The sequence below is a fragment of the Streptococcus sp. NCTC 11567 genome (assembly GCF_902141215.1).
Taxonomy (GTDB): domain Bacteria; phylum Bacillota; class Bacilli; order Lactobacillales; family Streptococcaceae; genus Streptococcus; species Streptococcus dysgalactiae.
The window spans coordinates 544,167-570,640 of the sequence record NZ_LR595857.1; the positions used below are offsets into that span (position 1 = coordinate 544,167).

30 protein-coding genes are annotated in these 26,474 nt (G+C 38.8%); 20 read left to right on the forward strand and 10 right to left on the reverse strand.

The window, feature by feature from the left end:
* Window positions 1-64: 64 nt before the first annotated feature.
* The 3 genes from FQT67_RS02910 to FQT67_RS10740 form a co-directional block, all read right to left on the reverse strand.
* Window positions 65-880 (reverse strand): TIGR03943 family protein, encoded by an 816-nt coding sequence (locus FQT67_RS02910; RefSeq protein ID WP_046177368.1) that lies wholly within the window; start codon window positions 878-880, stop codon window positions 65-67.
* Window positions 880-1,782, reverse strand: a complete 903-nt coding sequence (locus tag FQT67_RS02915; RefSeq protein ID WP_012766694.1) for a permease — start codon at window positions 1,780-1,782, stop codon at window positions 880-882. Before FQT67_RS02915 ends, FQT67_RS02910 begins: the two co-directional genes overlap by 1 nt.
* A 146-nt stretch (window positions 1,783-1,928) precedes the next feature.
* On the reverse strand, window positions 1,929-2,084 hold the full coding sequence (locus FQT67_RS10740; RefSeq protein ID WP_012766695.1) for an SPJ_0845 family protein: 156 nt from the start codon (window positions 2,082-2,084) through the stop codon (window positions 1,929-1,931).
* Between the two features lie 174 nt (window positions 2,085-2,258).
* Here FQT67_RS10740 and FQT67_RS02925 point away from each other — a divergent pair, with 174 nt between their 5' ends.
* The 16 genes from FQT67_RS02925 to FQT67_RS03000 all read left to right on the forward strand — a co-directional run bounded on the left by FQT67_RS02925 (window position 2,259) and on the right by FQT67_RS03000 (window position 15,774).
* Entirely contained in the window at window positions 2,259-2,741 is a 483-nt protein-coding gene (locus FQT67_RS02925) for a cupin domain-containing protein (protein WP_003055012.1), read from the forward strand.
* A gap of 86 nt (window positions 2,742-2,827) precedes the next feature.
* A complete protein-coding gene (locus FQT67_RS02930) occupies window positions 2,828-3,535 on the forward strand; it encodes a response regulator transcription factor (protein WP_046177366.1) in 708 nt (235 codons plus the stop codon).
* On the forward strand, window positions 3,536-4,864 hold the full coding sequence (locus FQT67_RS02935; RefSeq protein ID WP_046177365.1) for an ATP-binding protein: 1,329 nt from the start codon (window positions 3,536-3,538) through the stop codon (window positions 4,862-4,864).
* 166 nt (window positions 4,865-5,030) lie between these two features.
* Window positions 5,031-5,906 (forward strand): substrate-binding domain-containing protein, encoded by an 876-nt coding sequence (locus FQT67_RS02940; protein ID WP_003055008.1) that lies wholly within the window; start codon window positions 5,031-5,033, stop codon window positions 5,904-5,906.
* A gap of 117 nt (window positions 5,907-6,023) precedes the next feature.
* On the forward strand, window positions 6,024-6,887 hold the full coding sequence (pstC, locus tag FQT67_RS02945) for a phosphate ABC transporter permease subunit PstC (RefSeq protein ID WP_012766699.1): 864 nt from the start codon (window positions 6,024-6,026) through the stop codon (window positions 6,885-6,887).
* Entirely contained in the window at window positions 6,880-7,695 is an 816-nt protein-coding gene (gene pstA / locus FQT67_RS02950; protein WP_003055017.1) for a phosphate ABC transporter permease PstA, read from the forward strand. The genes pstC and pstA overlap by 8 nt, the downstream gene beginning before the upstream one ends.
* A 1-nt stretch (window position 7,696) precedes the next feature.
* The gene (pstB, locus tag FQT67_RS02955) at window positions 7,697-8,449 is read left to right on the forward strand and encodes a phosphate ABC transporter ATP-binding protein PstB (RefSeq protein WP_003055005.1); all 753 of its coding nucleotides are present in this window, start codon (window positions 7,697-7,699) and stop codon (window positions 8,447-8,449) included.
* A gap of 17 nt (window positions 8,450-8,466) precedes the next feature.
* Window positions 8,467-9,117 carry a phosphate signaling complex protein PhoU gene (gene phoU, locus FQT67_RS02960; RefSeq protein WP_012766700.1) on the forward strand — a complete coding sequence of 217 codons (651 nt, stop codon included), beginning with the start codon at window positions 8,467-8,469 and terminating at the stop codon, window positions 9,115-9,117.
* Window positions 9,118-9,323: 206 nt separating this feature from the next.
* Window positions 9,324-9,776 carry a hypothetical protein gene (locus FQT67_RS02965; protein ID WP_046177363.1) on the forward strand — a complete coding sequence of 151 codons (453 nt, stop codon included), beginning with the start codon at window positions 9,324-9,326 and terminating at the stop codon, window positions 9,774-9,776.
* A 257-nt stretch (window positions 9,777-10,033) separates the two neighbouring features.
* Entirely contained in the window at window positions 10,034-12,166 is a 2,133-nt protein-coding gene (locus FQT67_RS02970; protein WP_046177361.1) for a Tex family protein, read from the forward strand.
* Entirely contained in the window at window positions 12,153-12,590 is a 438-nt protein-coding gene (locus FQT67_RS02975) for a SprT family protein (protein WP_003059409.1), read from the forward strand. The genes FQT67_RS02970 and FQT67_RS02975 overlap by 14 nt, the downstream gene beginning before the upstream one ends.
* A gap of 63 nt (window positions 12,591-12,653) precedes the next feature.
* Complete coding sequence (locus FQT67_RS02980; protein ID WP_003059402.1) at window positions 12,654-12,926, forward strand: PspC domain-containing protein; 273 nt, start codon at window positions 12,654-12,656, stop codon at window positions 12,924-12,926.
* 279 nt (window positions 12,927-13,205) lie between these two features.
* On the forward strand, window positions 13,206-14,138 hold the full coding sequence (gene hprK, locus FQT67_RS02985) for an HPr(Ser) kinase/phosphatase (protein ID WP_003049984.1): 933 nt from the start codon (window positions 13,206-13,208) through the stop codon (window positions 14,136-14,138).
* The gene (gene lgt / locus FQT67_RS02990; protein ID WP_046177360.1) at window positions 14,135-14,914 is read left to right on the forward strand and encodes a prolipoprotein diacylglyceryl transferase; all 780 of its coding nucleotides are present in this window, start codon (window positions 14,135-14,137) and stop codon (window positions 14,912-14,914) included. Before hprK ends, lgt begins: the two co-directional genes overlap by 4 nt.
* A 21-nt stretch (window positions 14,915-14,935) precedes the next feature.
* Entirely contained in the window at window positions 14,936-15,340 is a 405-nt protein-coding gene (locus FQT67_RS02995; RefSeq protein WP_003060968.1) for a DUF948 domain-containing protein, read from the forward strand.
* Window positions 15,337-15,774, forward strand: coding sequence for a YtxH domain-containing protein (locus FQT67_RS03000; protein WP_046177359.1), 438 nt, complete (start codon window positions 15,337-15,339; stop codon window positions 15,772-15,774). The genes FQT67_RS02995 and FQT67_RS03000 overlap by 4 nt, the downstream gene beginning before the upstream one ends.
* Before the next feature lie 163 nt (window positions 15,775-15,937).
* On the opposite strand, the gene FQT67_RS03005 is transcribed toward FQT67_RS03000, so the two are convergent.
* On the reverse strand, window positions 15,938-16,222 hold the full coding sequence (locus FQT67_RS03005) for a DUF3270 domain-containing protein (RefSeq protein WP_003049989.1): 285 nt from the start codon (window positions 16,220-16,222) through the stop codon (window positions 15,938-15,940).
* Window positions 16,223-16,420: 198 nt separating this feature from the next.
* On the opposite strand from FQT67_RS03005, the gene FQT67_RS03010 reads away from it, so the two are divergent.
* The 3 genes from FQT67_RS03010 to FQT67_RS03020 all read left to right on the forward strand — a co-directional run bounded on the left by FQT67_RS03010 (window position 16,421) and on the right by FQT67_RS03020 (window position 19,152).
* Window positions 16,421-17,347: a peptidase U32 family protein gene (locus tag FQT67_RS03010; protein ID WP_003061378.1), complete on the forward strand. Its 927-nt coding sequence runs from the start codon at window positions 16,421-16,423 to the stop codon at window positions 17,345-17,347.
* Between the two features lie 101 nt (window positions 17,348-17,448).
* Complete coding sequence (locus tag FQT67_RS03015; RefSeq protein ID WP_046177358.1) at window positions 17,449-18,735, forward strand: U32 family peptidase; 1,287 nt, start codon at window positions 17,449-17,451, stop codon at window positions 18,733-18,735.
* Between the two features lie 204 nt (window positions 18,736-18,939).
* Window positions 18,940-19,152, forward strand: a complete 213-nt coding sequence (locus FQT67_RS03020) for a YdbC family protein (protein ID WP_003049995.1) — start codon at window positions 18,940-18,942, stop codon at window positions 19,150-19,152.
* Window positions 19,153-19,254: 102 nt separating this feature from the next.
* Here the strand turns inward: FQT67_RS03020 and FQT67_RS10745 are convergent, their stop codons facing one another.
* Complete coding sequence (locus tag FQT67_RS10745) at window positions 19,255-19,395, reverse strand: hypothetical protein (protein WP_003049996.1); 141 nt, start codon at window positions 19,393-19,395, stop codon at window positions 19,255-19,257.
* Window positions 19,396-19,446: 51 nt separating this feature from the next.
* Complete coding sequence (locus FQT67_RS03025) at window positions 19,447-20,574, reverse strand: NAD(P)/FAD-dependent oxidoreductase (RefSeq protein ID WP_003055214.1); 1,128 nt, start codon at window positions 20,572-20,574, stop codon at window positions 19,447-19,449.
* A 103-nt stretch (window positions 20,575-20,677) separates the two neighbouring features.
* On the opposite strand from FQT67_RS03025, the gene FQT67_RS03030 reads away from it, so the two are divergent.
* A complete protein-coding gene (locus FQT67_RS03030; RefSeq protein WP_046177357.1) occupies window positions 20,678-21,715 on the forward strand; it encodes an ammonium transporter in 1,038 nt (345 codons plus the stop codon).
* A gap of 227 nt (window positions 21,716-21,942) precedes the next feature.
* Here the strand turns inward: FQT67_RS03030 and FQT67_RS03035 are convergent, their stop codons facing one another.
* The 4 genes from FQT67_RS03035 to FQT67_RS03050 are packed head-to-tail and all read right to left on the reverse strand — an operon-like array spanning window position 21,943 to window position 26,422.
* Entirely contained in the window at window positions 21,943-23,187 is a 1,245-nt protein-coding gene (locus FQT67_RS03035) for a tyrosine-type recombinase/integrase (protein ID WP_014612120.1), read from the reverse strand.
* A 10-nt stretch (window positions 23,188-23,197) separates the two neighbouring features.
* A complete protein-coding gene (locus FQT67_RS03040; protein ID WP_003058094.1) occupies window positions 23,198-23,395 on the reverse strand; it encodes an excisionase in 198 nt (65 codons plus the stop codon).
* 19 nt (window positions 23,396-23,414) lie between these two features.
* On the reverse strand, window positions 23,415-24,518 hold the full coding sequence (locus tag FQT67_RS03045) for a CHAP domain-containing protein (protein WP_046177356.1): 1,104 nt from the start codon (window positions 24,516-24,518) through the stop codon (window positions 23,415-23,417).
* 2 nt (window positions 24,519-24,520) lie between these two features.
* Complete coding sequence (locus FQT67_RS03050) at window positions 24,521-26,422, reverse strand: hypothetical protein (protein ID WP_003058051.1); 1,902 nt, start codon at window positions 26,420-26,422, stop codon at window positions 24,521-24,523.
* Window positions 26,423-26,474 lie beyond the last annotated feature (52 nt).

The window sequence follows — 26,474 nt, forward strand, 5'->3', positions numbered from 1 at the left end:
ACTGATTGACCATTGATTAGAATACCAAAAACCGATCTTTTTAGGTAGCATATTCTATATGATTCTAAAAAATACGATAAACATAAGGGTTGTCAGGTTCCTGAACTTGGTGAACTTCAGACAGTTCAAGAACAGGTAGATTTTGTTCCAAGTTTTTATCATATTCCATATGAAGGCGACCTTTAACCGTTAGCCATGTGTTGTTAGGGTAGCTGGTTTGATTACCTGTGGTCAAAAGTCCGTACACTCCTGAGTCGGCAATACAGTGAATAATGCCGAAGCGGAAAAGGAATTGGTAGTTGTCATGGCCCGGTTCGTTATAAACAAAGCCAGTGTATTGGATGTCACGATCAAGAAACTCATCTGGGTAGAGATAGATCAATTCCATCACTTCCATATAATTTTCAGTGGTAATGGTGACCGGTTTCTTGCCTTTATATTTATGGAGTTCTTGACGCATCTCTTTTTGATAGGCAGATTTTGTAAAGTAAAGGCTAGTATCAGGCTTGAGGTATTGGATGGTGGTTCCGTCATCACTGACTCCTGTTTTAGAGGCTCCCGCAGCCAATGGGAAAGTGTAGCCTTTAGCAGAAACCGTGGTGGAATCTAAGGTCACGGTTGGCACAAGGAGACCGACCAAGACAGGAAAGACCAAGATAAAAGGACTCGTCAGCTTTGCGATTCTTCCGGTTAAATGGCTATGTACCTTAATGTTTTTCATCCAGGTATAGAGTTGAACAAGAGCTAAAATGAAAGATAAAACCATGGAAATATAAGCAAGGTAAGAATACCGAACATTGATGTACTGATCCAGTTTGCCAGACAGCTGGAGATACATGGTTAGTTCAAAATAGCCAGATAAAATTAAAAAGCGAATCATTAGAGCACCCCCACAAGTAAACAATAAACGGCAATCATAAGAACGGATACGCCGATAAATTGGACAATGAAGCGTCCTTTAAAAGCCTTTACCATCATCATAAGGTTTTTAATATCCACCATAGGACCAATTAAAAGAAAGGCAAGAACTGGAGCCACTCCAAAGGTGGATAATAAGGAAGCTCCGATAAAGGCATCGGCTTCACTACATAATGATAGAATGAAAGCCATCAGCATCATGATCAAAATGGCTGTCAAGGGATTGTGCCCAATCGTTGTCAACACACGGGTTGGGACATATATTTGCATGGCAGAGGCAATCAAGGTTCCAAATACGAGATACCTACCGGTGTCGAAGAATTCATCAATAGCATGTACCAGTGCTAGATAAATGCGTTTTGGCAAGCTTTCATGAAAATAATCATGAAAATGCACGGGTTGGGCATTTTCCTTAAGAATATCCTCATCGACCAGGAATGCCAACATCATGCCAAGCGCGATAGCCACTAAGATGGCACCAAAGAGACGAAGCATGAGGAAGCGAAGAGAATTCCCAAAAGCGGAATAGGTTGCAAACAAAACAATAGGATTAATAATAGGCGCTGTTGCCAGAAAAGGGACGGCCGTATAACTAGGCACCTTTTTTTCCAAAAAGCGGTTGATGATGGGAATAATCCCGCATTCACAAGAAGGAAAAACAAATCCAACAAAGGTTCCAAACAGAATGCGCAAGAACTTTTGCTTAGGTAGGTATTTTTGAACTAAGTCTGGCGTAACAAAGACTTCAATGCAGCCAGAGAGAATCGTTCCTAAAAGAACAAAGGGCAGCGCCTCAATGATAATAGATAAAAAAATCGCAAACCATTGTAGGACACTGGGAGGAAGAGTTGAAAACAGTGACATGCACCATATCCTTTCTAAATGACAAAAGAGAAGGCTGGAGCATTACTGCTCAGCCTAAATCAATAACCTTTATTAGCGGTATCACAACTAGCAATCACGCTCACCTTCAGAGATTAAAGAAGCAGTGAAGACAGCGGACAGGAACGTTAGGATTGACTTGGTTTAGTAGGGTTATTGGGTTTGTTATTAGTCACTAATTTACCATCAGTAGAAACGTCAAGGGGAGCATCAAAATGAGGCAATGAAGCAAAACCTGCCATCATTTTCTCAAGTTCATCATTTTTTTTATGGGTAATTGCCATGGGTATGACCTTCTTTCATTCAAGATAAGTCTATTATACTATCATTTAGAAACAATGCCAAAGCCAAAGTGTTTTTCGAAGCAAATGGCAGATGATATGGCTATGAGTTTAGCTATTAAGAGCTGTGAGTTTGCTTTTGTGATAAAATAAAACAAAATAAAGAGGAGGAAAATGATGATGATGACAAAAGAAGATTGGGTGAGAAGGTTAGGATTAGAACCACATGTGGAAGGGGGCTATTTTAAACAAACGGAAAAAGCTTCAGAGCGTTTAGATTTTTCTGGTAAGGAGCGAGCGCTTTACACTAGTATTTATTTCTTATTAGAAGAAACTAATCCTTCTCATTTTCACCGATTAACGGCTGATGAAATTTGGTATTTCCATGCAGGAGAGGCCTTGACAGTCCATATGATTACACCAGATGGTCATTATGAAGCAGTCACTTTAGGTTTGGACTTGTCCAAAGGGCAACGGCTTCATTACTGTGTCCCTAAAGGAACTATTTTTGGCTCAACGGTCGAGAAAGATTATGCCCTAGTATCTTGCCTTGTGGTGCCAGGATTTGAATTTGATGATTTTGAATTGTTTAAAAGAGCAGATTTACTGGCTGCTTATCCAGAACATCAGGCTATCATTGAGCGCTTAACAAGAGATTAGACGTTTTTGAGACAACCTATGGGTCAGAGCAACAGTATTAGAATTTCTGATAAGTATGTTATAATGTGACCAATAGGAGATAATAGATGACAAAACAAATCTTATTAGTGGATGATGAAGAACACATTTTGAGGCTACTGGATTATCATCTCGGTAAAGAAGGGTTTTCCACACAATTGGTAACAGATGGCCGAAAAGCATTGACATTGGCAGAAACAGAGCCTTTTGACTTTATCCTACTGGATATTATGTTGCCTCAGTTAGACGGCATAGAAGTGTGTAAGCGACTGAGAGCTAAAGGAATAAAAACTCCGATTATGATGGTTTCTGCTAAAAGTGATGAATTTGATAAGGTTTTGGCCTTGGAATTAGGAGCTGATGACTACCTGACTAAGCCTTTTAGCCCTAGAGAATTGCTGGCGCGTGTCAAGGCTATTTTACGTCGAACCAGTAAAGAGCAGCAAGAAGATGACACAGATGATTTCAGGGATGATTATCTGGTATTTGGGGCCCTGACCGTCTATCCAGACCGGCATGAGGTTTATAAGGCAGATCATTTATTGAGCCTTACCCCAAAGGAATTTGAACTCTTGCTCTATCTTATGAAACATCCCAACATGACATTAACTAGGGAACGTTTACTTGAACGGATTTGGGGATATGATTTTGGACAAGAAACCCGTTTAGTGGATGTTCATATTGGCAAATTGAGAGATAAGATAGAGGATAATCCTAAAGCCCCTCAATTTATTCAAACGATTAGAGGCTATGGGTATAAGTTTAAGGAGTTATAGATGAAACGCTATCTTCAGTTTTTACTGGTTAGTTTTGGTCTTTCTTTTTTCATTCTGTTAGGAATGGCAGTCGCTTGGCTGAGTAAAGGAGTAGGTCTCTTTTTGCTAGCCTTGTTGCTAGGAAGCAGTGCTTATTGGCTCTGTCGACTATGGAGGTGGGAGCAGGCCTTTGAAACCCTCCATCAGCCCCTCTTAACCAGTAATGACCACTTTTTAGAAAAAGGACAGGAGGACCTCACGTTTCTTGCCAAATATATGACGGATTTAAAAACAGATTTGGTACAACAAGAACATCACTACAAAGATTTATCTGAGAAAATGGAGACCTTACTCTCTCATTTAACAATGGGAATGTTTTTGGTCTCTTCAAAAGGACAACTATTATTATCCAGTAAGTCACTACCTCATTATTTTCCTGATATGACTGAGGAAATGACGTCGATCGAAGACCTCAAACGGATGGATATTCGTAACCTCATTCATCAAGCTTTCGATCAACAACTCAACGTCAAAAAGGAAGTAGCAGGTTTTCATGAGGGTGATTTGGTATTAGAAGTGACCGCAGTTCCTATTATCAATGACGCAAAATCTGTGTCAGCTGTTTTAGTCTTGCTTTACGATTTGACCACAATCAGAACCTATGAAAAAATGAATTTGGATTTTGTGTCAAATGCCTCACATGAATTAAGAACACCGGTAACGTCTATCAAAGGATTTGCTGAGACGATTAAGGCTATGCCGCCAGAGGAAGAGGCATTGAAAGGTGATTTTTTAGAGATTATCTATAAAGAAAGTTTACGGTTGGAGCATATTGTCGAGCATCTTCTGACCTTGTCTAAACTGCAACAAATGACCCTGCAGTTAACAGAGATAGAGTTGGCTGTTTTTGTCGAAGAATTAAAGCAAAGCTTGCAACCTCAACTAGGAAAAAAAGACTTGCAGTTAAACCTGCAAGTACCAGATGACTTAATGCTTGTATCAGACCGTCAATTACTGTCACAAATCTTGCTCAACCTGTTGTCCAATGCCATTCGTTATACGGAAGAAGGTGGCCACATTAGTGTCGAGGCTAAGAAAGTAACCGATGGGTTAGCGGTTTCTGTCACAGATACAGGAATCGGGATGAGCCAATTGGAATTGAGCCGTATTTTTGAACGCTTTTACCGAGTAAATAAGGGACGAAGTAGGCAAAATGGTGGAACAGGTCTTGGCCTAGCCATTGTCAAAGAACTCAGTCAACTATTGGGAGGGCAGGTTACAGTCACCAGTCAGCTCGGCAAGGGCAGTCGTTTTACCCTTTTATTGCCAGAACAAATCTCACTTGATTAGTGATGTTTATGGAAAGCTATGTTAGCGCAGTTAATTGCCTAAGGTAGCTTTTTTTGATTCTTTACATAATCTTTACATGAATCACGGATAAACCTTTACAAAGGCTTGATACACTATAAGTGTAGTAATCCTACACAAAAAATAGTTAGAAATAAAGGTGATTGTTATGAAAGTCAAAAAAATGCTTGCTCTTGCAGCGATTAGTTTAACAGGATTTGGACTTGTCGCCTGTGGTAACACAAATTCTGGTAACGGTCAGTCCGCTTCAGGTAAAATTGAAGTGATTTCACGAGAAAATGGATCAGGGACACGTGGTGCTTTCACAGAAATCACAGGTATTCTCAAAAAAGATGGTGACAAAGAAACGGACAATACTACTAAGACAGCTGTGATTCAAAATAGCACAGAAGGGGTTCTCTCAGCAGTTCAAGGCAATGCGAATGCTATTGGTTACATTTCCTTAGGATCCTTGACCAAATCCGTCAAAGCCTTAGCAATTGATGGGGTAAAAGCTAGCCGTGAGACAGTCTTAGATGGGGAATATCCTCTCCAACGCCCTTTTAATATTGTATGGTCTTCTGATTTATCCCAAGTAGGACAAGATTTTATTAAGTTTATTCACTCTAAACAAGGACAACAAGTCGTCACAGAAAATAAATTTATTGAAGCTAAAACTGAAACCGCAGAGTATACTAGTCGAAACTTATCAGGCAAGTTGTCTGTTGTAGGTTCGACTTCGGTGTCTCCTTTAATGGAAAAATTAGCAGAAGCTTACAAAAAAGAAAATCCAGAAGTGACAATTGACATTACTTCTAATGGGTCTTCTGCAGGGATTACAGCTGCTAAAGAAAAGACAGCGGATATTGGCATGGTTTCTCGGGAATTAAGTCCCGAAGAAGGTAAGAGCCTAACGCATGATGCCATTGCTTTAGATGGTATTGCGGTTGTGGTTAACAATGACAACAAGGCGAGCCAAATCAGTATGGCTCAACTGGCAGATGTTTTTAGCGGTCAATTGACCACATGGGACAAGTTGAAATAAGTGATGTGCTGCTGTTAGCTCCACATTATTTCTCAAAAAATCATTTATCACAAGATAAGGAAGGTTAATAGGGAGATACGGTATCTCCCTTACTTTCTTCACTAGAAAGGATAACATGTGACAAAACAATCCTTCAAAGAAGCTATTTTCAAAGCCATTTTCTTTATGAGTGCAGCAGTAGCCGTTGTGGCTATTTTACTCATTTGTTATTTTATTTTTAGGAATGGCTTACCTTTTATGGCGGATTATGGCTTTTCACGTTTTTTGTTAGGCAGTGACTGGTCCCCAACCAACAATCCAGCTAGTTATGGCATTTTACCGATGATTATTGGGTCCTTGCTGGTTACGTTTGGAGCAATTCTTATCGGGGTCCCAACAGGTGTTCTAACTGCCGTCTTCATGGTTTATTATTGCCCTAAACCCATATACGGTTTTTTAAAATCAGCCATCAACTTAATGGCAGCCATCCCTTCCATTGTGTACGGATTTTTTGGGCTACAATTATTAGTGCCTTGGGTTAGGACCTTTTCAGGTAACGGCATGAATGTTTTCACAGCTTCTGTATTACTAGGAATAATGATTCTTCCGACAATTATCAGTTTGTCAGAATCAGCCATAAGAACAGTTCCAAAAACCTACTATTCTGGTAGCTTGGCCTTGGGCGCTAGTCATGAACGTAGTATTTTCAGCGTCATCTTACCAGCAGCTAGATCAGGGATTTTATCAGCAATTATTTTAGGAATTGGTCGAGCTATTGGAGAGACCATGGCAGTCATCTTGGTTGCGGGAAATCAACCGGTGATTCCAAGTGGTATCTTTGAAGGGACTAGAACACTAACCACCAATATTGTTTTGGAAATGGCTTACGCATCAGGTCAGCATAGGGATGCTCTTATTGCGACATCAGCAGTTCTCTTTTTCTTTATTCTTCTGATTAATGCGGGCTTTGCTTATTTGAAAGGAAAATCGTCTTATGAGTAAATACGTGTTAAAAACTCTCGTTTACTTTTTCGCAGCCTTAACCTTTGTGTCCCTCTTTGTGATTATCGGCTTTATTCTGATTAAAGGATTGCCACATCTCAATATGTCTTTATTTTCTTGGACCTATACTTCTGAGAACATTTCCCTAATGCCTGCCATTATTTCCACTGTTATATTGGTTTTTGGTTCTCTTCTTCTAGCTTTGCCAATAGGCATTTTTGCGGGGTTTTATCTCGTGGAGTACGCTAAAAAAGATTCTCTTTGGGTGAAGATGATGCGGCTAGCTTCAGACACTTTATCTGGGATTCCTTCCATTGTGTTTGGTTTATTCGGCATGCTCTTCTTTGTCGTTTTTCTGGGATTCCAATATTCTCTTTTATCAGGAATATTGACGTCGGTTATTATGGTTTTGCCAGTCATCATTCGTTCAACAGAAGAAGCGCTTTTATCCGTTAGTGATAGCATGCGTCAAGCTAGCCTTGGACTTGGAGCAGGGAAGATAAGAACGATTTTTCGGATTGTTTTGCCAGTTGCCATGCCAGGAATTTTAGCAGGCGTAATATTAGCTATTGGTCGTATCATTGGTGAAACAGCTGCTTTGATGTATACCTTAGGAACATCGACGAATACGCCAACTAGTCTCATGTCTTCAGGCCGTTCTTTAGCTTTGCACATGTATATGCTGTCGAGCGAAGGACTGCATGTCAATGAGGCTTATGCAACCGGTGTCATTTTGATTATTACGGTCTTAATCATTAATACCCTATCAAGCTTATTATCTCGGAAACTTGTGAAAGGAGCTTCCTAGTATGGGAACATTTTCAATTAGACAGTTAGATTTATTTTATGGTGAGTTTCAGGCTCTAAAAGATATTTCTATTGACTTACCCGAAAAACAAATAACAGCTCTTATTGGGCCGTCTGGATGTGGGAAATCAACCTTTTTAAAAACCCTCAATCGGATGAATGATTTAGTACCATCTTGCCGTATTGAAGGAGAAGTGCTGCTAGACAATCAAGACATTTACAGTAGCAAATTCAACCTTAATCAGTTACGCAAGCGTGTTGGAATGGTTTTTCAACAACCAAATCCTTTTGCCATGTCTATCTATGACAATGTCGCTTATGGACCAAGAACACATGGGATTCGCGACAAGAAAGAACTAGACGCTTTGGTTGAGAAATCGCTAAAAGGAGCTGCCATCTGGGATGAAGTCAAAGATAACTTGAAAAAAAGTGCCATGTCTTTATCAGGTGGTCAGCAACAACGCCTTTGCATTGCTAGGGCATTAGCAGTAGAACCTGATATTTTGCTAATGGATGAACCTACCTCAGCTCTAGATCCTATTTCCACGTTAAAGATTGAAGATTTGATTCAAGACCTGAAAAAGGACTATACGATTATTATTGTCACTCATAACATGCAACAAGCGTCTCGTATTTCCGATAAAACCGCTTTTTTCTTAACAGGAGAAATTTGTGAATTCGGTAATACGGTGGATATCTTTACGAATCCAAAGGATCAGCGCACAGAAGATTATATTTCAGGACGTTTTGGCTGAGGAAAGGAAACAACCTTATGAGAGACCAATTTGAATTAGAACTACAAGAACTAGAACATTCTTTTCTAGAGTTAGGGCAGCTTGTCCTTGAAACGGGTTCAAAAACGTTATTGGCACTGGTGTCGAAGGACAAGGATATGGCAGAGCAGATTATTGCTCGAGATCAGAAGATTAACCAAAGGCAAAGTGCCATCGAATTGGCATGTGCCAGAATGTTGGCCCTACAGCAACCCCAAGTATCTGACCTTCGCTTCGTGATTAGCATTATGTCTTCTTGTTCGGACCTTGAACGAATGGGGGACCATATGACAGGTATTGCTAAGGCTATTTTACAATTAAAAGAAGACCAACTAGCCCCCAGCGAAGACCAATTACATCTGATGGGGCAATCAGCACTTCGCATGTTAGCTGATTTATTAGAAACCTTTCCTTTGCATCAGGCATCAAAAGCAGTTTCTATTGCACAAACAGATGAACAGATTGATCAGCACTATTATGCCTTATCAAAAGAAATTATAAGCCTTATGAAAGACCAGGAAACCTCCATTCCAAATGGTACTCAGTATCTCTATATTATAGGGCATTTGGAACGCTTTGCGGATTACATTGCTAATATCTGCGAGCGTGTGGTTTATTTGGAAACAGGAGAATTAATTGACTTGAATTAGATTTGAGGTCATAGAGCAACTTATTCTAATCCTAAAAACGAGCACCTATAAGTGCTTGTTTTTAATTGCTTAAGGAAATAATATATAAATTAAAATTAAATATAAAAAATAATATCTTTATTGCTTTTTTATGAGTTTATTGATGTACTGGTTTAGTAACTTTTAATAAAATGAAAAAGTGAAGGAGATATTAACATGAAAAAGTTATGTTAGCAATAATGGCTACCCTTACCTTAGCGGGGCTTTTAAGTAGTACAACAGTAAGTGCGAATAGCTATAGTAATTGGAATTTGACGCCTGAACAAAGAAAACAGATGTTTAAGGAACGAAAAGATTATCGAGAAAAAGCTCGATCTTTGATCATAATATTTGAACGTCAACGAAAAGAGATGATTGAAAATTTAAAAGCTTTTTCTGATTTAACAGAAAAGGAAAAGTCGGAATTTATTACCAGGGTGGTTAGATCTTCTAGCTTGGAAGAAATTAATATAATACATACAGAAGCGGTAGATAGAGTGAATGATAAGTCCCATCTCTATAATGAATATAGACAAAAATTGAGAAGTGGCTATAGAGATAGTGTAACTATCGATAAAAGTGAACTACGATTGTACGATTATCAAAATCTTAAAGAAATTGTGGAACACTTAACTAAATAGATTTAACTGATTTTACGATATGTTTATTTATCTTTGAATTTTCATTTATAGGAGACTGAAGAAAATAATGTTTTGAATATAGTTCAAAACAAACTGTACTCTTGACATTGTTATTAAAATATTGAAACTCAAAAGATATAAAAACAACCTCCCATACCTGAGAAATTCCCCGCATATCATAGGATATGCGGGGAATTTCTTCTCTTTTACTCGGTGTTATCTTGAAATGGTGACTTTATGCTATAATAGATACTATTATGGAAAATAAAACGAATCAAACAATTGCAGAGGCTTTGTCTGTTACCCTTAACCAAATTGAACAGGTACTGGCTCTAACAGCAGAAGGCAACACCATTCCCTTTATTGCGCGTTACCGCAAGGAAGTGACAGGGAATTTAGATGAGGTAGTGATTAAAGCCATTATTGATATGGACAAATCGCTTACCGCCCTCAATGAGCGGAAAGCGACTATTCTCGCTAAAATTGAGGAACAGGGAAAACTGACAGATCAGTTACGAACGAGTATTGAAGCAACCGAAAAACTCGCTGATTTGGAAGAGTTGTACCTGCCTTATAAGGAAAAACGCCGTACAAAAGCGACGATTGCGCGTGAAGCAGGCTTGTTCCCATTAGCACGTTTGATTTTACAAAATGCGCAAAACCTTGAAACAGCAGCAGAACCCTTTGTCACAGAAGGTTTTACTAGCCCAGAGGCTGCTCTTGCAGGAGCTGTGGACATCCTTGTGGAGGCCATGTCAGAAGATGCTAAATTACGCTCTTGGACCTACAATGAGATTTGGCAGTATAGTCGCTTAGTATCAACGCTTAAAGATGAGCAGTTGGATGAGAAAAAGGTTTTCCAAATCTATTACGATTTTTCTGACCAAGTGTCCAACATGCAAGGGTATCGTACTTTAGCCTTGAATCGTGGTGAAAAATTAGGCATCTTAAAAGTATCTTTTGAACATAATTTCGAGAAAATGCAACGCTTTTTCAGTGTGCGTTTCAAAGAAACGAACCCTTATATTGAAGACGTCATCAATCAGACCATCAAAAAGAAAATTGTTCCGGCCATGGAAAGACGGGTCCGTTCAGAGCTAAGTGACGCCGCAGAAGATGGGGCTATCCACCTCTTTTCCGAAAATCTCCGTCACCTTTTGTTGGTATCCCCATTAAAAGGGAAAATGGTTCTTGGGTTTGATCCCGCCTTTCGAACAGGTGCAAAATTGGCTATCGTTGATCAGACAGGTAAACTCTTAGCGACACAAGTCATTTATCCAGTAGCACCTGCTAGCCAAACGAAGATTCAAGCAGCCAAAGAGACACTGGCTCAACTCATTGAGACTTACCAAATTGATATTATTGCTATTGGAAATGGAACGGCTAGTCGGGAGAGCGAAGCCTTTGTGGCAGACGTTTTGAAAGATTTCCCAAATACTTCCTATGTCATTGTTAATGAAAGCGGAGCTTCGGTTTATTCAGCGTCAGAGTTAGCGCGTCATGAGTTTCCAGACCTAACAGTGGAGAAGCGCTCTGCTATTTCTATTGCTCGCCGTTTACAAGACCCACTCGCAGAATTGGTTAAAATTGATCCTAAATCTATCGGAGTTGGTCAGTATCAGCATGATGTGAGTCAGAAAAAGTTGAGTGAGAACCTTAACTTTGTTGTAGATACCGTGGTCAATCAAGTCGGAGTTAACGTAAATACTGCTAGCCCATCGCTTTTAGCCCATGTGTCTGGCTTAAACAAAACAATCTCAGAAAATATTGTTAAATACCGCGAAGAAAATGGGGCACTGACATCGCGCGCTGACATCAAAAAAGTGCCTCGATTAGGTGCCAAAGCCTTTGAACAGGCTGCGGGCTTCCTACGTATTCCAGGAGCCAAAAATATTTTAGACAATACCGGTGTCCATCCAGAATCTTATCCAGCAGTCAAGGAACTTTTTAAGGTGCTTGAGATTCATGATTTGGATGAGGATGCTAAGGCAAAACTTGCTGCCGTAACAATTCCTCAAATGGCAGAAACTTTAGGCATTGGCCTAGAAACGCTTAACGACATTATTACTGACCTCCTCAAACCAGGTCGTGACTTGCGTGATGATTTTGAAGCACCAATCTTGCGTCAAGATATTCTTGACTTGAAAGATTTAGCTATTGGTCAAAAACTAGAAGGAACCGTGAGAAATGTGGTTGACTTTGGTGCTTTTGTAGACATCGGTGTTCATGAAGATGGGCTTGTTCACATTTCTGAAATGAGTAAGACCTTTGTTAATCATCCAAGTCAAGTTGTTTCAGTGGGGGACTTGGTAACTGTTTGGGTCTCTAAGATTGACTTGGACCGCCACAAGGTCAATCTCAGCCTATTGCCACCGCGTGACACTCACTAATTATGTCCAAGAAGTTTCCCTGGCTGATTTTGGCAAGCCGTTTCGACATCAGGCTTATTGGAACAAGCGTCTAAAAACAACTGGCGGTCGCTTCTTTCCAAAAGATGGTCATTTGGACTTTAATCCTAGAGTGCTTGAGGAACATGGAGGATTTGTTTTTCGACAAATTGTCCGTCACGAACTTTGTCATTACCACCTCTATTTTGAAGGGAGAGGGTATCACCATAAGGATAGGGATTTCAAAGATCTGCTAGCCCAAGTAGATGGGCTTCGTTATGTCCCAACTAGCTTTAATCCAAAGGCTAATCATCATTATAGTTGCCAAACATGTGGGCAGGTTTATCAACGAAAAAGGCGTATCAATCTGGCTAAATATGTTTGTGGAAATTGCCGTGGAAAACTTATTGAAAAAAATCAGTCGTAAGGCTGATTTTCTTTTGCGAAAAATCAAGTAAACTATTATTATAGAATGAGGAGGTAAGGAACCGTGGAAACTAAATTTTATAAACAACGAAAAAATCGATTAGTGGCTGGTGTCGTTGCCGGATTAGCAGACAAGTATGGCTGGGACCTTACTTTAGCCCGTGTCTTGGCAGCTCTTCTCATCTATGGCACTGGTTTTGGACTATTGCTTTATATTCTGTTAGCCCTCTTCCTGCCCTACAAAGAAGATTTACTTGAAGAACGCTATGGTCGCGGTCCCCGTCGTCGTAAAGATGCGGATGTCTTAAATGAAGACGAAGACGGTTGGTTTTGGTAAACAAATGAGAAGCCTTTGAGAATTAACAGGAACTTGAAGGTTTTCTCAGTTATGGAATATGTTGTAATCTCCTAACATACAACTATGCTAAAGGCCTTTATCTGTTAAGATAGGGCTTTTTTGGTAGTTCTAAGACAGGTATTTTCTCATAATAGCAAAAGAAAACCTCACCCTGGAAAGTATTTTTAACCTTATTTTCTTTAGTTTGGTAGTACAAAGTTGAGTATTTGTAAGGGCTTAGATAGTGATTTGTGTTATAATATTGAAAAAGGAGAAAATATGACAGTTACTGTAAAGATGTTAGTCAAAAAAGTCAAATTGGACGTGGTATATGCTACAGATGAGTTGTTAGAAAAAGAAATCACAACATCAGATATCTCACGTCCTGGACTTGAAATGACTGGTTATTTTGATTACTATGCTCCAGAAAGGTTGCAGCTATTTGGCATGAAAGAGTGGTCTTACCTTACTCAAATGACCTCTCATAATCGCTATTCTGTTTTAAAAGAAATGTTTAAAAAGGATACCCCGGCTGTCATTGTCTCTAGAGCCTTAGCAATTCCTGATGAAATGATCCAGGCAGCAAAAGAAGAAGGGATTTCCCTTTTGAGCAGCCGGGTTTCAACCAGTCGTCTGGCTGGGGAAATGTCCTATTTCCTCGATGCTTCTTTGGCAGAACGTACAAGTGTTCATGGTGTATTAATGGACATCTATGGTATGGGGGTACTTATTCAAGGAGATTCTGGTATTGGTAAAAGTGAGACTGGATTAGAGCTGGTCAAACGAGGCCACCGCTTGGTTGCCGATGACCGCGTGGATGTTTACGCCAAAGACGAAGAAACACTCTGGGGAGAACCAGCAGAAATCTTGCGCCACTTGCTTGAAATTCGTGGAGTTGGGATTATTGATGTTATGTCTCTGTACGGGGCTAGTGCCGTTAAAGATTCTTCCCAAGTGCAATTGGCCATTTACCTTGAAAATTTCGAGGCCGGTAAAGTCTTTGACCGCCTCGGAAATGGGAATGAGGAGATTACCTTCTCAGGTGTCAGCGTTCCTCGTATCCGTATCCCAGTTAAAACAGGTCGTAACGTTTCGGTGGTTATTGAAGCTGCTGCTATGAACCATCGTGCTAAAGAGATGGGATTTGATGCTACCCAGACTTTTGAAGATCGCCTGACCCAGTTAATCACTAAAAATGAGGCAAGCCGATGATTAATCCCATTGCCTTACAACTTGGTCCCCTGGCCATTCATTGGTATGCTTTATGTATCTTATCAGGCCTTATTTTGGCGGTTTACTTGGCATCAAAAGAAGCCCCCAGAAAAGACATGACCTCTGATGATATCTTAGATTTTATTCTCATTGCCTTTCCCCTAGCTCTCATTGGAGCAAGACTCTATTACGTCATGTTTGAGTGGTCTTATTATGCACATCATTTAGATGAAATTATTGCTATTTGGAATGGTGGTATTGCTATCTATGGTGGTCTCATTACAGGTGCTCTAGTTCTTTTGGTTTATTGTTATTATAAAGTGCTAGATCCTATTCATTTTTTAGACATCGCTGCACCAGGAGTTATGATTGCCCAAGCTATTGGGCGTTGGGGAAATTTCGTCAACCAAGAAGCTTATGGTAAAGCTGTCAGTCATTTGAACTACCTGCCGAGCTTTATTCAAAAACAGATGTTTATTGAAGGAAGTTATCGTATCCCGACCTTTCTTTATGAATCCCTTTGGAATTTTTTAGGGTTTATTATCATCATGATTTGGCGTCGCAAGCCTAAAAGCCTTCTCGATGGCGAAATTTTTGCGTTTTATCTGATTTGGTATGGGTGCGGACGTCTAGTCATTGAAGGGATGCGAACAGATAGTCTGATGTTCTTAGGCTTCCGTGTTTCCCAATATGTTTCTGTATTATTAATTATCATTGGTCTGGTCTTCGTCTTTAAAAGACGTCGTCAAAAGGGAATTCCTTATTATCAAAAATAGGGATAGAAAGAGGAGGAATTTATGGATTTGGTTGGAATTGCACTTATTATTATTGCGCTAGCATTTGTTGCTTTGGTTGTTTTTTTAATTCTTGTTTTGAAAAAAGTTTCTGAAACAGTTGACGAAGCGAAAAAAACCATCTCAATTTTAACTAGCGATGTGAACGTTACTCTCTATCAAACTAACGAAATTTTGGCGAAAGCAAATGTTCTTGTTGAGGATGTCAACGGTAAAGTTGCCACAATTGATCCTTTATTCGTGGCTATTGCGGATTTGTCAGAAAGTGTATCTGACTTAAATTTTCAAGCGAGACATTTTGGTCAAAAAGCAAGTAGTGCGACAAATAATGTCACAAAAGCTGGCAAAGTTGCTCTCGTTGGTAAGATGGCATCAAAAGTATTTGGTAAAAAAGGGGAAAAAGCATGAGTAAATTCTTTAAAACATTAGTAGTGGGTGCTGCATCTGGAGCAGCAGCAGCTTACTTCTTATCAACAGAAAAAGGTAAGGCTTTGAAAAATCGTGCTGAAAAAGCTTACCAATCCTACAAAGAAAATCCAGATGATTACCACCAACTTGCTAAAGAAAAAGGTAGTGAATACAGTCATTTAGCACGTGAGACTTTCTATGATGTGAAAGATAAGTTGGCTACTGGAGAGGTGACAAAAGAGGAGATTCTTGAGTTGCTCAAAGATAAAACAACAGCTTTCGTGCAAAAAACAAAAGAAACCCTTGCCGAAGTTGAAGCGAAAGAAAATCAAGACGATGTTATCATTGATTTAAATGAAGACGACATTATCATTGACTATACTGAACAAGATGAGCATCTTAGTAACGCTGACACTTCACAAGATAAATACTAAATAAGACAACCTAAAAAACAAAAAAAGAAAAGATTGAAGGCTTTGCTCACCAGTCCCCACAGTTAGTTTTCGGCTAACTGAAGAAGGGAGGTGGTTATTGTGGCTTCAATCTTTTTTTGTTTTTGGCAAAAGAAAAAGAGTCACACAAAATGGACTCTGAAAGTTACATTAGTAATGATTTGATACCCTTAGCTAGTAAGGAAGTGATCCCTAAGCTGATGATGCTGGCGAATAAGAAAGCCAAAACCGGTGCTAAGTTCATCACGAGTAGGACAAATGCAAATAAAACAGTAATAAGGCTAAAGCAAGCAATCCGAGCGAAGAATACTAACTCTTTTAGTTTAGCACTCTGACCATTGAACTCTTGAAAATCTTGGAATTTACCCTGGGATTCTTGATAGGAATCATCGTGTTCAAATGCGTCATGCTTCTTTAACGGTGTTGGCATAGTCCTCTCCTTTCCTTCAGATACTAAGCTATTCTACCACAAAAGTCCCATTTTGTCATCTTTTTTTAAAAAAATTGAAAAAATTCAATAACCTTGACGAAGTTAGCTGCGACAGGAAAAAATTACCGAATCGGACGTTGACAGATTTTGCAAGAAATATGCTTGATGCTTAGAATTTTTTGGTATAATAAAGGTTATATGAAAAAAATAATTATTACAGCCACAGCGGAAAGTATAGAACAAGTCAAGGCTTTATTAGCTGCTGGTGTCGATCGTATTTATGTTGGTGAAGCGAATTATGGGTTACGTCTCCCCCATAATTTTTCTTATGACGAATTGAGACAAATTGCCAAACTAGTCCACGAGGCTGGAAAAGAATTAACAGTAGCTTGCAACGCTTTGATGCATCAAGATATGATGGATCACATCAAACCCTTTTTAGACTTAATGGCAGAGATTGCTGTTGACTATCTTGTGGTTGGTGATGCAGGTGTGTTTTATGTCACTAAAAGGGATGGCTATAACTTTAAATTGATTTATGACACATCTGTTTTTGTGACGTCTAGTCGCCAGGTAAATTTCTGGGGGCAACATGGTGCTGTTGAAAGTGTTTTGGCAAGGGAAATCCCATCAGCAGAATTATTCACCTTAGCTGAAAATTTGGAATTTCCAGCAGAAGTGCTTGTCTATGGTGCTTCAGTCATTCATCATTCGAAACGTCCCTTGCTAGAAAATTATTACCATTTTACCAAGATCGATGATGAGGTTAGTCGTGAACGCGGTCTTTTCTTGGCAGAGCCAGGAGATGCTAACAGTCATTATTCCATTTATGAGGACAATCATGGCACTCATATTTTCATTAATAATGATATTGATATGATGTCTAAATTGGGTGAGCTTTATGAGCATGGTTTAACTCATTGGAAGCTAGATGGCATTTACTGTCCAGGTGATGATTTTGTCGCTATTACTAAATTGTTTATTCAGGCTAAAACCTTATTAGAAGCTGGGCAATTTATCCAAGAAGAAGCTGAAAAGCTTGATCAAGCAGTGCATGCCCATCATCCAGCTGGCCGTGGATTAGATACTGGCTTTTATGAGTTCGATCCAAAAACCGTTAAATAAGTAATCCTTGTCTTGAGTGAGTTTACTATTTCAGGGCAAGACAGGGTTATGACACCATTACACAGGTAATCTACCTATCTTGAAAATAGAAAGAATATCACATGTCACATATGAAAAAACGTCCCGAGGTCTTATCACCTGCTGGAACACTTGAAAAATTAAAAGTTGCGATTGACTATGGCGCAGATGCTGTTTTTGTCGGAGGACAGGCCTATGGCCTAAGAAGCCGCGCTGGTAACTTCTCTATGGAAGAATTGCAAGAAGGCATTGATTATGCACATGCGCGTGGAGCTAAGGTCTATGTTGCTGCCAACATGGTTACCCACGAGGGAAACGAAATTGGTGCGGGTGACTGGTTCCGCCAACTGCGTGATATGGGACTTGATGCGGTCATCGTTTCAGACCCAGCCTTGATTGTCATTTGCTCAACAGAAGCTCCAGGTTTGGAAATTCATTTATCAACTCAAGCCTCATCTACCAATTACGAAACCTTTGAATTTTGGAAAGCGATGGGGTTGACGCGTGTTGTATTAGCCCGTGAGGTCAATATGGCTGAATTAGCAGAAATCCGTAAGCGGACAGATGTGGAAATTGAAGCCTTTGTCCATGGAGCCATGTGTATCTCTTATTCAGGCCGCTGCGTCTTATCCAACCACATGAGTCACCGTGATGCTAACCGAGGTGGTTGTTCACAGTCTTGTCGCTGGAAATATGATCTCTATGATATGCCATTTGGGGTTGAACGTCGTTCTCTAAAAGGAGAAGTTCCTGAAGACTACTCCATGTCTTCTGTTGACATGTGTATGATTGAGCATATTCCTGACCTGATTGAAAATGGGGTTGATAGCCTAAAAATCGAAGGACGGATGAAATCCATTCATTACGTCTCAACCGTAACCAACTGTTACAAGGCGGCTGTAGATGCTTATATGGAAAGTCCGGAGGCCTTCTATGCGATTAAAGATGAATTGATTGACGAACTATGGAAGGTGGCTCAGCGTGAATTGGCAACAGGTTTTTATTATGGCACTCCAAGCGAGAATGAACAGTTGTTTGGCGCTCGCCGTAAAATTCCACAATACAAATTTGTCGGAGAAGTAGTTGCCTTTGACTCAGCTAGCATGACAGCGACCATTCGTCAGCGTAATGTCATCATGGAAGGCGATCGGATTGAATGTTATGGACCAGGTTTCCGTCATTTTGAAACGGTTGTTAAGGATCTACATGATGCGGATGGCCAAAAGATTGACCGTGCCCCAAATCCAATGGAACTCTTAACCATCTCTTTACCGAGAGAAGTTAAGCCAGGGGATATGATTAGGGCTTGCAAGGAAGGTCTGGTTAACCTCTATCAAAAAGACGGTACAAGTAAAACGGTCAGAGCTTAATTGAAATAAATATGAAAGGCCCTTTTTCCCTAGTGGCGTAAAAGCTGCGTTTGGGATAAAAGAGCCTGTTTTTTGAAAATTAGATACCACGATAGCTTATTTTCAAAAAACTTGATAAAATAAGGTCATCATAACTAAAAAGTTGAAAAAAAGATTACTTTTGTCAATTTATTTTCGAATAGTATAAGTAAGGAGGAAAAAATAATGGCAGAATTTACGTTTAAAATTGAAGAACACTTACTCACCTTGTCAGAAAATGATAAAGGTTGGACGAAAGAATTGAACCGCGTCAGCTTTAATGGCGCAGAAGCCAAATGGGACATCCGCACGTGGAGTCCAGACCATACGAAAATGGGGAAAGGCATTACTCTTACCAATGAAGAATTTAAAACCATCTTAGATGCTTTTCGTAAGTAAAACCTCTCTATGGTTGTAAAAAATAACCCTTCTAGTCAACTGCACCTTGACATCTTGGCCATTTTAAGGCTGGTAATCGGGTGCAGTTGACACGGAGAAGGGTTATTTTTTAGATTGAAGACGGTCAGCAAGGCCTACAAAAACTAAGATTAGACCTAAGCCTATAAAAATCCACTTCGCAGCTAGAAGACCATAAAGGACAAAAATAGCAGCACTAATATAAGAGATATATTCTTTTGTCATCACGTTTTCATTACTTTCTTTAGGATACCCTCTATTATAGCATAAAAGCCATTAACAATCACAAGTGACTTCGCAGCAGTCTAGGCGATCAAGGTGCATTTGGTTAGCTCTGTAAAATTCCAGAATATCAGGGTCAAGCTGCCAACCTTCTCGGCTAGCAATTTCAGTGATAAGTGGCGAGAAGCGTTGACGGAATTTATAAATATAGCAGAAAATGGTATTTTTTTGTCTCAAACTAGGACCAATCAAGAAACAGTTTGGGTTTAGGGTGGATTCGTCATTCTCTGTTACTAGGGGAATGCCATCTTGATTGTAGTCAAAAATGGCTTCTCCGCCAATAAGGTGGCAGGTGTTTAAAAAGCCAGTGGCTAAGATAGGTTTGTGATGACTATAAGCAGTACTGCCATCTTGAAAAATGACTTGATAACCTTTTTCGGTTTGATGGATTTCTTGGGCATGTTTTCCTTCTGTGATGTGAATGTGATAGTTGGGGTTGTCTTGAATATGTTTGAGTCTCTCTTGGGTAATCGGTGATAAGGAAATACTAGGATCGGCAGCTGTTTTTCTTTTTCCAAAACTATCGGTAAATAAATGAACCTCATTACCAAGATAGGCTAAATGAGTGAGGGCATCACAGGCACTCTCATTTCCCCCAATAATAATAAAAGGATCTTCAGATTTGACATTAAAGGAGTCAACTTGACCATAGTGCATCCCTAACTCGGCCCCCTTGATTCCTTGATTATTTGGCAGTTGAAATTCTCCAGTTGCCATAATGAGGTAACGGCAGCTAAAATCGCCTTGGCTAGTTTTTACTTGGTAGCCTTTAGGATGGCGTTGGATCGTTAGTACCTGAGTATTCGTTTGAATCGGTAAGTTGTCATTTTTAGCAACTAAGGACAAGTAATGAGCATATTCAGGTCCAGATAGGTGCTCCTTATTGAAGCTAAAAGCGGGTGATGTATTAGGAACAACAGCATTAATATCTGGAAAACCAAAACCATTTGTAGTAAAGGAAGGCGTAATAAATTGTGTAGTTCTTGGCCATTTCAAAAAGCTATCTCCAACAGTTCCCTGCTCAAGAATCAAAAAATCGTTAATGTCGTATCTTTTTAAAGCGGCACCGAATCCAATGCCGGCAGCTCCTGCCCCAATGATAATAATCTGATAATGTTTCATATGATTCTCCTTGACAAGTGAATAAGCATGCGCTAAAATACTTAACTAGTTAACTATTTTACAGTTTAACAAAACTTAGAAACTTTGTAAAGAAAGGAAAATCATGTTTCTATTAATATGCATTTTAGTGATGTGGGTGATGATCTTTGGAGTTGCCTGCTTTTATTTTGGAAGCTTAGATAAACAGCTTACTCCGCAAGTGATTTATCGTTTTACCTTAGCCATTCTGATGGCAACTCTTATTTGGATTTTAGGCGCTTATTTTTTTGCTTTTGAAAGGAAAATGCAAACCTTAATGACAGTAAAATCAGTTTCTTTAGAAAGAGCCTTGGACTTGTTATTCCAATTATGTTTTTGCTTGTATGCAGTGGTTATGCTTATTGGTGCCATCATTGATCGGGTCAAAACCAGTCATCTCCTCTTGTTAGTTGGAGTATGGATTAGTTTAGTCTATACCCCTTTAGCCTACTTGATGTGGAATACAGAGGGTCTATTAGCCAACTTAGGTGCTAGAGATTTTTCGGGAAGTATGGTGGTTCATTTATCGGCTGGACTGTCAACTTATATTTTGGCTCATTTTGCTGGGAAAACTCCTCACCAGCATGAAAAGATTCGCCAAGAATGGTTATATCTGGGTATGATTTTGGTGACCTTTGGTTGGTTTGGCTTTAATGTTGGACCTGTTGGACAATTGAATGCTCTGGCGGGTCAAGTTTTGCTTAATACCCTTTTAGCCATTGTTTGTGGTGGCTTTTCTTGGAGTCTAGTAACCTTTTTAAGGCATAAGGAAGAATCAACCGTTGCTTTGCTCAATGGCATGATTGTTGGCCTAGTGACCAGTACGGCAGGCGTAGGGTATCTTAACACAGGAGAGATTAGTCTTTTGACCTTTGTAGCAAGTGGTTTGACTTGTCTTCTGACGGATTATCTTAGTCATCAATTGCCTGTTGATGATGTTGTGGATTCATTTGCCATGAATGGTATAGGAGGTTTTTTAGGAAGCTTAGGGTTTGTGCTATTGAGACCTCAGCTTCTATTGCCGCAAATACTTGCCATCTTTGTAACGATTTTTCTTTCTACTCTAGTCTCTTTTGTTCTTGGGAAAGCTCTCTTACAACATAAGACCAAGAAAGTTGAATAAATAAGACAAGAAGCAATATAAAAAAGGTAATCCACTTGAAGTAGGACTACCTTTTTATTGTCATAAGTTTTTTATATTAAGGTTTCATGGTTGGGAAAAGAAACCTCTAATTTTATAAAAAATCATAAAGCTATAAACCTTATTAAATCAAGGTTTTTAGTTTTTTGGAATTGGAAGATGATGCTTATAACTTATTAAAAATTTGTTAAAAAATTGGTAAGTTTTTGTTAAGCTTTGCGTATTTTTTGAAGGTTATTTTCTATTTTATTTCCGAAATTTTCCATTTCAATTTCTTTTAAATCTTTGGAAGCCTCTGCGTATATATTCATTGTAGTTGATATATCAGAATGTCCTAATATGTCTTGCATAGCTTTTAAATTAGTACCTGCTTCAACCATCCTAGTGGTAAAAGTGTGACGTAAAGAATGGTTGCTAAAATTTGGTAATGTTACTTCACTATTAATTTTACCATCAAGTACTGAGAAATTGCAATCACGAATTATTCTTTTTAATGCTTTATTCAATGTTCCTTGATGGTATAGATCCCCAAATCTATTTAGAAAAATAAAATTAGTGAATCCATTTATCACCACTCTACATGATATTTCAAGTTCAGTTTGACGTTGTTTTTCCATCTTAAGTGCTTCTTTTACTTTTGGTAAAAGTGGCACTGTTCTTTCACCAGCCTTCGTTTTAGGTGTATTAACAGTAAAATCACAACCTCGTTCGGTTCTGGTTTGATAATAAACTAATGTATGATTGACACTAATAGTATTATTATTAAAATCTATATCATCCCATCTTAAGCCTGTAACTTCCCCAACACGTAGTCCTGTCCAAAGCATAGTGATGAAAATAGGATACCATCCTTTGTATTTGTTATTTGTTCTCAAGAAATCTTCAAAAAGATTTTGTTCTGCCAATGTTAGTGCTTTACGACTTTTTTTACCATTTGTTCTAGATTGTTTCAGTTCTTTCAATGCATTATCAGAAGGATTTTTCAATATATAGTCATCATCCACTGCTAAATCTAAAACCTGGTGAAGAACTGTATGAATGTTATCAATAGTATTTACTTTTACATTACGCTCTTCTGCTAAGTAATTGTAAAATGAACGGATATCACTTTTTTTAAGATTTTTAATTAGAACATTACCTAAATTATCATCCACAAAGTATTCATAGAGATACTGATAATTTTTGAATGTGTTATCTTTCAATCCTTGCTTTAGAACTTTCCATTTCTTATACAAATCCCTCACTGTAATATTTTTTGATATTTTAATACCTGATAGAGTATCCTTTAATATCAAGTTTTTCTTTTCTCTTAATTCAGCAAGGGACTTTGCATAAATCGTGTGATTCCTTCTGCATTTATCTCGCCATCGATATTCATAAGTTCCATTTGGTCGCTGGTATTCACCGTCCTTTAAGACCCTGTTTTTATTATCTTTTCTTTTTTTGTTTGCCAATTTTGTCTCCTTATATAGAATATTGCTTATCTAAATATTTTTCTAGTTTTACTCTTTTTATTAGTCGCTTGCTGCCACACCATAGAACAAAGTCACAATCTTCATCGTCACTTAATTCTCTAAGTTTGTTCATGCCAATGCTGAAGTATGAAGCAGCTTCGTCGATTGTTAGGTTAGATTTTTCCCAAAATGGTATTTCTTTTTTCATTTGGATTTCCTCCTTTTATTTATTTCCCAATCACATAAGTGAATTGTTTAGCTGTTTGTGCATCAAATACTCGATACGAGATAACCCCCAGACCTTGAGCATTTGATTCAGAGATTAATATTGAACCGTCAGGCTTGACTTGCTCCACAAAGGCGATGTGTCCATAATACGGATGAGAACCGCCTTCACCAGGTGAAAAGCAGATTGCTGAATGCTCGGTTGGTGTTCTAGTGGTCTGATAACCTGGTTTGTATTTCCAATCCCCACCGTTTCCCATGTATGGATCAAAAGTAATTCCGAGTTCTCGTCCTCGATTCCAAACAAACCAAGTGCATTGCCCCCAAGGGTATGAACTCGTGATATAGGATGAACTATCAATCGCTTTAGTAAGACTATAACCAGCAGGGATATCACCAGAAGTTACTCCACCTCCAGTTCTTGAACCAGAGGTTTTAGGTGGTTCTGGAGTTCCACCATGTTCATCTATCCATTTATCTAATTTTTCCATCACCTCAGCACGTCTTTTTCCAGAACCAGAGGTATCCGTAAAATAAACCCCTCCGTCTTTAGCGACGTTCAAAGTGCCTTTAGCATTTTTTTGTGCTTTCTCATCTTGAATTTTAAAGGTTTCATTACGATTATTAATAATGGATACTCTTGTTAATGCGACAACCGCTGTTTCGTCATTATAGTTTGAAGCATTGTCAGGGTTTGAGTCAAAGGCTCCATATCCAAACATATTTGCTCCAGGTTTAGTTGCTACACCAGCAGTCCCAAATGAACTTTCCATCTGAGCGATAGCAACTATAGCCCGAACATCTAGACCTGATTTATTCGACCACTCTAAAAGTTTTTTACCGTTGATACGGGTTTTGTCATAGGCAATTCCAGTTGAATCTAGAAATCCATCAAGTTGTTCGGCAGTAATACCATATCGATGCATTAAGATGTTGTGAGTATAGGCATCACCATTTGACCAATGGTCTACATACTGAACTCCATCCAGGGTGGTAGCTGACCCACTGTTAGAAGTTGAACCAGCACCTATAAAAAGAAAAAGCACCATTAAAATTGGTGCTAGTAATAGTGTAAGACAGCCAAAACGTTTAACAAACCACTTCATAATTAAACCTCCTGCGTTCTAAAGCTTCTAGGTTTTATCTGAGCGAGTTGTTCCTTGATGGCGGACTCTTTTTCAAGATAGGTTTTAAATTGGCTCTGAGGTCTATTCTGTCTGTTTAGACGCTGTGCTTGAAGCCTTTCTTTAGACTTCTGATTATAAGCAGATTGTCTCAATTGAGAGACTCTCTCTCGTTTAATTTGAATCGCTTGACCTAACTCATCTGAACGGTTTTTAGCTTCACTTGCTTTCACTTTATCACGATTATCGCCTGTTGAAATGGACTTGGCATAGTAGATACCATGCTCTGCATTTTTAAGGCCTTTTTTGACATTTAGGACTGCACTTGAAACTTGTTCAGATCTGTGAGCTTGTTTCGCTTTTTCTTCTTTAAAGGTAACCGCATAGCTTTCCCCTAAGGATTCAGCACGTCTAGCTTTAGAATGTGCCAGAGAGTCTGAAATGGCTTTAGAAGAGGATTGATACGCAGTACCAGCAACTTGTCTTGATTTCGTTTTGATTGCTTGTTTAGCAAGTGTGGTAGAACCAGCTAGAACGCTACCTGCAACTGCTAATTTGGCTTGTGAGTTCTTCTGGACTCTTCCTAAGGTATTCTCTTGTATCTTTCGTCCAGCTTGATCAACACGCTGAGTGAAACGATTTGAGATATGTCGAATACGATCTGCTGTTAAAATAGAGAGGAAGTAATTTCGCTTTTTCCAAAGGATAACCAAGACAATAGCTTTTAAAACATAACCAACAATCATATTGTCAAAGCCAATAGCTGTTGTGATAGCTGTAAGGACACTATTGAAATAAAGAGCAATGGTTGCAATAAATGTCATTAATCCACTTAGGACGATTGTTCCTCCAAGCTTTTTAATGATATTGAAGAGAATGTTTTCAAAGGTTGGAATCATTGAAAAGATTAAGGTAAATGGTGTAAAGACTAATAGTATCAGAATAGCGATATTCAGAATAAATTGCATAATCGCAAAGAAAACTAAGATAAGTCCCATTAATAAAGCTTCTAAAACCGCTACAAAGGCGTATGAGAACATAGCACCCCAATTGGATTTTAACATGTTATTCTTAGGTTCTTTTTCACTGCCTGCAATCTCAGAAATTTTAGTTTCTTCAGATCCATCACTGACTTTAAAATCATCATCGCCATCGTTATATGCGACTAAGCTTTTAAGTTGCTCTTCGGACAATTTAAACTTTCCGTCAGTTCCTGAAGTATCTGAATTCATGTAGGTATATGGTACCCAAATAGCAGACTTTGCGTATTCAGTTAGTGCACCATCTGTATTAGGTGCATCTATGGCTGTCCCATTTAAACTTTTAGTAACTGTAGATGATAAGTTCGTCGTGATAGAAGCTGTATTCGTGTAAAAGCGAGAAACAACATAAGATCCATCACTATATTTTGAGAAGAAGAGTATACCACAAGAGAAGACTAACAAGAGTCGAATCAACGTTTTAAAGAAAGAACCGTGTTTAACAAAATAAACATAGGCTAGATAAAGTGCCATACTTGCACCAATAAACGGTAACATCGCTCCTTGTAAACTTGAAAAAATAGAAGCCGTTGCTGTGATGATATCTGATACGAAAGATGCAAAGAGTTCAGGAGAGTCAACCAATTTTTCATAGATAGACGAAAAGATGGTGAAGAAGAATTTAGCTAGCCAAAAGACTGATTGGACCAGTTTGTTAATAAGGTATAGCATTGTCGTGTCTAAACCGAACCAAGAATCTTTGAACCAGACTTTACTGGTGATTTGTGAGAGATTCTCTTTGACATACTGGTAATCAATTTCAGATGCAAATACACTGATTCCAGTGACAAGCGTGGTTAAGATAGTCGATAGAAAAATAATAGGTTTTATTCTTTTTGGATTCATTGTACTCCTTTCTAGTGATAATAAAAAAGCACCTTAGATTAGGTGCTAGATT

Coding starts and splice junctions, on each gene's coding strand:
- FQT67_RS02910 (WP_046177368.1), bottom strand. CDS start 880: ATGATTCGCTTTTTAATTTTATCTGGCTATTTTGAACTAACCATGTAT.
- FQT67_RS03025 (WP_003055214.1), bottom strand. CDS start 20,574: ATGAAACATTATCAGATTATTATCATTGGGGCAGGAGCTGCCGGCATT.
- FQT67_RS10745 (WP_003049996.1), bottom strand. CDS start 19,395: ATGACAAAAGAATATATCTCTTATATTAGTGCTGCTATTTTTGTCCTT.
- FQT67_RS03015 (WP_046177358.1), top strand. CDS start 17,449: ATGTCACATATGAAAAAACGTCCCGAGGTCTTATCACCTGCTGGAACA.
- FQT67_RS10740 (WP_012766695.1), bottom strand. CDS start 2,084: ATGGCAATTACCCATAAAAAAAATGATGAACTTGAGAAAATGATGGCA.
- lgt (WP_046177360.1), top strand. CDS start 14,135: ATGATTAATCCCATTGCCTTACAACTTGGTCCCCTGGCCATTCATTGG.
- FQT67_RS03030 (WP_046177357.1), top strand. CDS start 20,678: ATGTTTCTATTAATATGCATTTTAGTGATGTGGGTGATGATCTTTGGA.
- FQT67_RS02925 (WP_003055012.1), top strand. CDS start 2,259: ATGATGATGACAAAAGAAGATTGGGTGAGAAGGTTAGGATTAGAACCA.
- pstB (WP_003055005.1), top strand. CDS start 7,697: ATGGGAACATTTTCAATTAGACAGTTAGATTTATTTTATGGTGAGTTT.
- FQT67_RS02965 (WP_046177363.1), top strand. CDS start 9,324: ATGTTAGCAATAATGGCTACCCTTACCTTAGCGGGGCTTTTAAGTAGT.
- FQT67_RS02930 (WP_046177366.1), top strand. CDS start 2,828: ATGACAAAACAAATCTTATTAGTGGATGATGAAGAACACATTTTGAGG.
- FQT67_RS02940 (WP_003055008.1), top strand. CDS start 5,031: ATGAAAGTCAAAAAAATGCTTGCTCTTGCAGCGATTAGTTTAACAGGA.
- phoU (WP_012766700.1), top strand. CDS start 8,467: ATGAGAGACCAATTTGAATTAGAACTACAAGAACTAGAACATTCTTTT.
- FQT67_RS03050 (WP_003058051.1), bottom strand. CDS start 26,422: ATGAATCCAAAAAGAATAAAACCTATTATTTTTCTATCGACTATCTTA.
- FQT67_RS03000 (WP_046177359.1), top strand. CDS start 15,337: ATGAGTAAATTCTTTAAAACATTAGTAGTGGGTGCTGCATCTGGAGCA.
- FQT67_RS03040 (WP_003058094.1), bottom strand. CDS start 23,395: ATGAAAAAAGAAATACCATTTTGGGAAAAATCTAACCTAACAATCGAC.
- FQT67_RS02915 (WP_012766694.1), bottom strand. CDS start 1,782: ATGTCACTGTTTTCAACTCTTCCTCCCAGTGTCCTACAATGGTTTGCG.
- pstA (WP_003055017.1), top strand. CDS start 6,880: ATGAGTAAATACGTGTTAAAAACTCTCGTTTACTTTTTCGCAGCCTTA.
- FQT67_RS03045 (WP_046177356.1), bottom strand. CDS start 24,518: ATGAAGTGGTTTGTTAAACGTTTTGGCTGTCTTACACTATTACTAGCA.
- FQT67_RS02935 (WP_046177365.1), top strand. CDS start 3,536: ATGAAACGCTATCTTCAGTTTTTACTGGTTAGTTTTGGTCTTTCTTTT.
- FQT67_RS03005 (WP_003049989.1), bottom strand. CDS start 16,222: ATGCCAACACCGTTAAAGAAGCATGACGCATTTGAACACGATGATTCC.
- FQT67_RS02995 (WP_003060968.1), top strand. CDS start 14,936: ATGGATTTGGTTGGAATTGCACTTATTATTATTGCGCTAGCATTTGTT.
- FQT67_RS03010 (WP_003061378.1), top strand. CDS start 16,421: ATGAAAAAAATAATTATTACAGCCACAGCGGAAAGTATAGAACAAGTC.
- hprK (WP_003049984.1), top strand. CDS start 13,206: ATGACAGTTACTGTAAAGATGTTAGTCAAAAAAGTCAAATTGGACGTG.
- FQT67_RS03020 (WP_003049995.1), top strand. CDS start 18,940: ATGGCAGAATTTACGTTTAAAATTGAAGAACACTTACTCACCTTGTCA.
- FQT67_RS02970 (WP_046177361.1), top strand. CDS start 10,034: ATGGAAAATAAAACGAATCAAACAATTGCAGAGGCTTTGTCTGTTACC.